4 protein-coding genes and 1 pseudogene are annotated in these 6,782 nt (G+C 58.8%); 2 read left to right on the top strand and 3 right to left on the bottom strand.

The window, feature by feature from the left end; all coding sequences use genetic code 11:
• Together NW815_RS13850 and NW815_RS13845 are read left to right on the top strand one after the other, a co-directional pair.
• Window positions 1-1,596, top strand: a 1,596-nt coding sequence (locus NW815_RS13850) for an alkaline phosphatase D family protein (protein WP_414416140.1), incomplete at its 5' end; no start/stop codon positions are given.
• Between the two features lie 245 nt (window positions 1,597-1,841).
• Complete coding sequence (locus NW815_RS13845) at window positions 1,842-2,201, top strand: hypothetical protein (RefSeq protein WP_414388390.1); 360 nt, start codon at window positions 1,842-1,844, stop codon at window positions 2,199-2,201.
• A gap of 55 nt (window positions 2,202-2,256) precedes the next feature.
• On the opposite strand, the gene NW815_RS13840 is transcribed toward NW815_RS13845, so the two are convergent.
• The 3 genes and pseudogenes from NW815_RS13840 to NW815_RS13830 form a co-directional block, all read right to left on the bottom strand.
• Complete coding sequence (locus NW815_RS13840) at window positions 2,257-4,551, bottom strand: glycosyltransferase family 2 protein (RefSeq protein WP_414388387.1); 2,295 nt, start codon at window positions 4,549-4,551, stop codon at window positions 2,257-2,259.
• Between the two features lie 59 nt (window positions 4,552-4,610).
• Window positions 4,611-6,554: a cellulose biosynthesis cyclic di-GMP-binding regulatory protein BcsB gene (locus NW815_RS13835; protein WP_414388384.1), complete on the bottom strand. Its 1,944-nt coding sequence runs from the start codon at window positions 6,552-6,554 to the stop codon at window positions 4,611-4,613.
• A gap of 148 nt (window positions 6,555-6,702) precedes the next feature.
• Window positions 6,703-6,782, bottom strand: a pseudogene (locus tag NW815_RS13830) (mannose-6-phosphate isomerase); the annotation flags it as partial.

Raw genomic sequence — 6,782 nt, 5'->3', positions numbered from 1 at the left:
GGGGTATTTGCCGGGGATCCCACCGCAGAAGGGGCGGTGCTTTCCACGCGGGTGATCCCGGCCAGTGCAACAGACACGGTTGCGGTGACGTTGCAGGTGGCTGAGAATTCCGAGTTCAACCCCATTTCGCAACAAGTTTCGCTTACTGCTCGCCGTGTGGCGGGCCGCAACTACCGCACTGAGCCAGGCGACTACATTGCTCGTGCCGTCGTCACCGGCTTGAGGCCAGCGCAGCGCTACTTCTACCGGTTTGTCAGCGAGGGGTTTACCAGCCCTGTAGGCCAGTTTCGCACCCTGCCAGCTCCTGGGGATGGACGACCCATTCGCTTCTTACACATCAGTTGTGCCAACGAGCCTCCCTTTCCTATTGGGGCAGCCATGCTGGCAGAAGTCAGCCGCGGCGATATCGATTTCATTTCCTTTAACGGCGACACCGTTTACGCGGATCGCTTCTGGCTGGGTCTGGATCCGATACCGACGCTTGAGTTTTACCGCAGCCTCTATCGGGATCAGCGGGATCCCAAATATGCCGGGCCGGAGTTTGCCCAGTTGTTCAGCCGCACGGCTTTTGTTTACAACTGGGACGACCACGAGGTGATCGACAACTACAGCGGCCAGAAGGCCCGCGGCGGTCGCGCCGTCCAGCTCAACGACGCCACCGGGCAAACCCGCGATGTGGAAGACCTTAGAGTGTTAGGCTACCAAGCCTTTTTTGAATACAGCCCCATGAACCCGAATTTAACGGATGTGCCGGGGGTGGATAGCCGGGATCGGCTGTTTCGCAGCTTCCGCTACGGGGCCAATGCCGAAGTCTTCATCCTCGACCTGCGCCAGTACCGCGACTTGGCTGCCGTGACCCCCATCCTGCCCATCTTGCCCCCTGGCCTGACTCGTCAGCGCTTTTTGGAGCTGGCCGGCATCCGCCTCACGCCCGAGCAGGAGACCCTTTTCTTTGGCCCGCCGGGATCCGAACAGGCGCTGTTTAACCTGCTGCGCCGCACGCCGCGCACCCTCTTGGGAGAGCCGCAGAAGCAGTGGCTGTTCAGCGGCCTGCGCAACTCCACTGCCACCTACAAGTTCATCGTCAGCGAGTTTCCCATCACAGTGACCTATTTCCGCTCCAACGACGTGTGGGAGGGCTATTGGCTGGAGCGGCAGGAGGTGATCGACTTTATCGAGCAGAACAACATCCGCAACGTGGTGTTCCTAACCGGCAACAACCACGCCGGTTTCATCGGCCAGGTCAACCCCGGCAGCAGCAACCCCATTTGGGAAGTATGGACTGGCCCCACGGGACGGAGTGTTACCGCTTTAAGCATCGATGAAGAAGGGAATCGCCTAGGGATCCCCAACGCCAGCCGCCTCTACTACCGGATTGTGAATGGCTTTCTGGCCCCTGTGAACCCTGCCAATCCAGAGGTGAGCGGGATCCCAGGGGTAACGACGGGCAACTTGCGCTTTTTGGAGCTGGCGGTGCCCAACTACAACGTTATTGAAGTGTCCGGCAGCCGCTGCACCATTCAAATCAAAGGCCCTACCGGCAGTGTTTTGACGGATCCCTTAGGGCGAAGGGGGGAACTGAATTTGCCGCAATGAGAAGTCGGCCAGACCGATGCGGGAGCTTCGCCGGATTTCTGGTCAGAATTGAGGGATCCCTGCTCTACTCGGGATCCCTTTTTTTGTAACTCTTTTTCGCGATTTTCAGCATGAGATTCTTAAGATCCTTAACGTGATCTGAATCATTCGGGAGAAACGGATCTGGGTGCTAGAGTGTGGGCGTTGAGGTGGATCCCTGTAGAAAATCTATTCTTTCTCCGTTTTTCAGTAGGGAGGGCAGTCTTATGGCTTCGGTGCGGGGCTGGTTGATGGCAAGCTTAATAGGGGCAGCCACGGTTGTTGGGGGCGCTGCCGCTTGGGCTCAGAGCCGTAGTTTGTGGCTTTTTAATGGACAATCGACCGTAGTTACAGGCTACTTCTACCGAGGTGAAAACATCTGGGCGCAGTGCGATCGGGATTGCTTCGATGTGGATCTAGTGCTTTACGATACCAGCGGTCGGGTGGTGGCTGCAGATGAACTGTTGGACGATTTCCCCATCGTGCAGGCGCCCTACGAGGGCAACTTTTCCGTCAAGGTGATTATGGCTAGCTGTCTCCACCCCCGTGGTTGCGCTGTGATCGTAGATTCGGACTACAGCTTCTGAGGGGTGCTGGCTGGCCTCACTTCGTCGCCACTGCTTGGGAAACCGATTCAGTAGCCTAGGCTGCTTTATGAGCAGCTTCCTGGACTTTGGCGTGGGTAAACTTGCTCAGGCCGTGGATGGTCTTTTCCCAGTAGAAGGGCTTGGTGAAAAGCTGCCACAGGGCCATGTAAGCTGCCATAGAGTGCAGTTGCCAGTAGATGGGGTTGAGCAGGGCATAGAAGGCCAGATCGTAGTAACCGCGGCGGAAGACCGCGACCAGGTTCAGGTAAATCCCAATGGCGTTGCCCACCAGGAGGTTAAACAAGCCCAGATAAACCAGCCAACTGGGAAATAGGTTTTGCAGCCAATGGGCGCGGGTGAGCAGCCAGTAAATAAACAGCAGCCACATGATGGGGCTGGTGAGAAAGGTAAAGAAGCTGCCCCCGATAAAAAACTGGTAAGACAGCCAGTTCTTCAGGCCCAGCTTGCGCAACGAGCGCAGGGGGTTGCGGTTGTGCACCAGCCAAGTTTGCATGTAGCCCTTGATCCAGCGGGAGCGCTGCCGGATCCAGTTTTTAACGGCGCAGTTGGCCTCTTCATAAGTGGTGGAGTTGATCACCCCCACCGTATAGCCGTGCTGGCTGGCGCGGATGCCCAAGTCGGCGTCTTCAGTGACGTTGAACGGATCCCATCCCTGCAGCTCCCGCAGGCGGTCGGTGCGAAAGTGGTTGCTAGTGCCTCCCAGGGGGATGGGCATTTTCAGAGTTTCCAAACCCGGCAGAAGATAATCAAACCAATAGGAATACTCCAAGGTGAACATGCGGGTGAGGAAGTTCTCGTTGCGGTTGAAGTAGTTAAGGGCAGCCTGGACGCAAACCAAGCTGGGATCCCCTTTCTGGAAGGCCACAACCGCCTTTTTCAGTTGATCGGGGTCGGGGATATCTTCGGCGTCGTAGATGGTCAAGTATTCGCCGCGGGCAAAGGCCAGTCCATAGTTACAGGCTTTGGGCTTGGTCTTGGGTTTGCTGTCGGGCACCAACAGCAGGCGCACGTAGCGGGGGGGCTTGGCAGCCCGGGCCGCCTCAATGGTGGCGCGGTCGTTTTCTTCTAGCAAGATGAGCACATCTAAGCGCTCATGGGGGTAATCCAGCTTGGAGAGAGACTTGATCAAAATCGGCATTACTTCCGGCTCTTTGTAGACCGGCACCAGGATGGTGTAGATGGGCAAGTCGCGATCATCCAAAGCGGCTACTTCCTCATCGGTAATCTGGTGGAAGCGATCGGCGGATCCCACTAGGCTGAGCAGCAGTTTGAACAGGATCGAAGCGACGTAAAAAAGATTGATCAGCAGCACCAAAATGGTCAGGGTCGTCCAGGGAGCAGTGGCCAATCCCCAAAGCAACAGCAGCAGCAGGCCATAGCCCACCGCAATCTGGGAGGGGGTAAACACCCGCGAGGCCGATTCCTCCGGCAGGCGGGCCATCAGCTTGTACACCGCCTCTTGGCTGAAGCGGGATCCCTGGTCTTGGCTGAGCAGTTGCGTGATATCCTGCTCGGTGCCCAGCACCTTTTCAATCCGCAAGCCTGGCCGCCAGCTGTAGAGCAGCTCATCCACCGCCCAGTCCAGGGGGTCATTGACCATCACTGTAAGGGTGTGCTCATCCGTCCAGCTCAAGGGGTAGAAGAGGTGGCGCATCATCACCTCGGGATCAAACTGCCGGCTCAGGCTCTCGTCGCGGTGGAGCAGCCCTGTCCCCATTAGTTCTGAGACAGCGGGGTAGCCCAGCAAATGGGCTAGGATGCTGAGATACTCGGGGGTGGAGAGGTAGCTCAGCCGGGTCAGCACCTGCCCCAGGCTGGAGCCGGTGCGGCGGCAGATCTCCAAAGCCTGCTGCCACTGCTCTAAGGTAAGACGGCTGCCCAGCAGCTCGGCGGCCAGCTTGCGCTCAAGGATGACCGTCAGGATCTGCTTTTCAGTGGCTGGGATCTCCCAGAGTTTTTCTGCTTCCGGGCACAGGTGTTTCACAGACTGCCAAATGGCGGGGAAGCCCGGCTCTTCTGTGGCCACCACAACAGTTTGCGGGTCGAGCCAGCCACAGGGCAAAAAGCGCACCGGCACCAGATCGATAGGCTCGATCAGCCAAGGCAGCTCTAGGTCGAGGGGATGCTCGAGCAACCAGCTCCTCAGCTTGGGCCGATCCAAGATCTGACAGCAGAGGCGAGCAAACTGACAGGGGTGCATGGCCCGCAAGCTCCAAAGAGCCCTGGCCAAAGAGCAGCCCACTGCTTCGCGGTACTCCTCGGCTTCCGCCAGTTGCTGCCGGGTGAGGTAGCCTGTCTGCACCAGCCAGGACTTGATCGACTGCAGCATGGCCTCTAGGTTGGGGTTCGGCTTCAGTCTGGCTTAAGCGCAAGTCCGTGACTAGCCCCCTACGAGGGGATTGGGGATTCGGGGCGGCGGGCCAAGCGTTGGTAGATATTCCAGGCCCCTACTGCCAGCAGGAGAGCCAGCACCAGCACCAGCCAATAGCGGTACTGCCACAACAAAAGCTGCCAACTGAAGCGACCGGGGTAGCGCACTCGATAGCCTGCCGGCGTGAGATCCCAGCTCTGTACCTGGGTGAGCTGGGGGGTGGCAGCGTAGGCAGTGAGCACATTTCCCTGCAGTTGGTTGGCTAGGCGACTGCGCGGATCGGCAAGGCCGCGGCTGAGGCGCTCTGCCAAAGCCGGGTCAGATCCCCACCAGGAAAGCCAAAGGTTCGGCTTACCTTTCAGGAGAAAGTACTGCAAAAGGCCGAGGTTTTCTTGTGGTTGAGCAGCCAGGGCCACCTGCTGGTTTAAGGGATTGAGGATCTCAAACTGGGATCCCAGCCGAATGGGGCTATTCAGCTCCACCTGCTCTGGGGCGGCTACCAGGATTTGCCAAGCGAAGTTTCCGCTCTCCAGTTTGCCTCCCTCTTTGGGCAGAAACTTCACGGCGGGCAAAAGCGGTCGGGCGGCCAGCCGGCTCAGGGCCCCAACCAAATAGGCAGCAGCCGGCAGCAACTGCGGATCCCCCAGCCACACTTGGCCCGATCCCCGCAGCACTGCTGGAATCTCTTGCAGCTCCCCAGTGGGAGCTTGGTAGCCACTCCAGAGAAGGCCAGAGCTATCCGAGCGCACCTGGACTGTTAGCGGTGTCAGGGATCCCTGGCAATTACCGGGGCTGGCGCCATAGTCAAAGCGGAGCTCCAGTTGATTAAAGCGGCGCAGCAGGCGGGTGGGCAGAGTAACAGTCTCGTTGAGCTGGGTGCGGCCTGTCAGGTTGTAGGTGCGCAACAGAACGCCATTCAAGAACACGTAGCCCGTCAGGCGATCCCCGGCCCGGCCATCCACTGGGTTCATGATCACATCCAGTTGCGCTGCCAGATCCCGCGGGCGCCCCCCCAGTTGAGATAGGTTGAAGTTGAACACCAACGACTGGCTGCCAAACCCCCGCAGCAGGGGATCCACAATCCCCAGCTCACGGAAGCTGAGGCGGTTGGCCCTGAGAGCCTTCTCCAAATCGGATACTGCTACCACCTGGATCCCTCGGCTCACCAGACCTGCCCGCTTCCATTCTTCATAGTCATAGAGAGCAAGAATAGCTTCCCGGCGGGCGGCCACTCGCAGGCGGGATCCCTCGGGGGTAATTTCATGCTGCAGGTGGGGGGTGAAGTTGGCCGGTTCTAGGGTAACCTGAGCTCCTGCAACCGGGCGGTTGCTCCAGAGAATAGGGGTCTGGGGAAAGAGGTGGGAAAGCAAACTATAGAGCCAAAGGGCCGCTTCTGCGGCTTCAGGAGTGAGGTTGGCTGGCACCACCAGAGTAAGCTGAGGGTATACCAGGCGCAGAAAGCCAGCCACCGTGGTATCCGGAACGCGGGGCACCAACTCAAAGAAACTGTCCCGCCCCACCGTCAGCAGCAAATTGCCGGTATTCAAGTCGGCGCAAATATCGTCGCTGATGCTCAAGAAAGGCTGCACCGACAAGGTGATAAAGCGCTCGCCAGCGGCCAAGCTGGGGATGGGCACCCGCACCACCGGCTCCTGCCGCAGATCTTGCACCAGGAAGATACCCGCCAGCTCGTCATTGATCAGCACCCGCACCGTGGACGTGGGCTTGAGCACCGGCGAGGGATCCAGGCGCAACTGCACAAAGCTGGCCTCAGGGTCAAGGCCGTTGAGGGGGGCAGGGACAGTAACATCCAGGCGCGGGTTAGCTCCTTGCAGCAGCACCGAGCGGTCGTAGCCCAGCCTTTGCAGAGAAATGACTTCCGCTGCGTGGACAGCCGTCGGCCCGCAACACCAAAGCAAACCGGCAACCCACAAAGCCCACTGCCTTGCCTTCTGCGTCACCTTGACCCCCTCTTGCTTATCCCTCACTTGTCTAGTGCAGGCAAGCCCCTTGGCCCACCTGACCCAAGTTTGCCCAACATGCAGAAATCTGCAAGCTTTCGGGGGTCTTTACGCACAAACCGTAGATTCGGATGCCCAGGGGATCCCTTTACTGGCGGGCGTAGTCATCCTCAAAGCGCACAATGTCGTCCTCCCCGAGATATTCCCCGTTTTGCACCTCGATCAACA

This window comes from Synechococcus sp. R6-7, assembly GCF_047461695.1.
Classification (GTDB): Bacteria; Cyanobacteriota; Cyanobacteriia; order Thermostichales; family Thermostichaceae; genus Thermostichus.
This window is presented reverse-complemented; position numbering and strand designations above follow the sequence as displayed.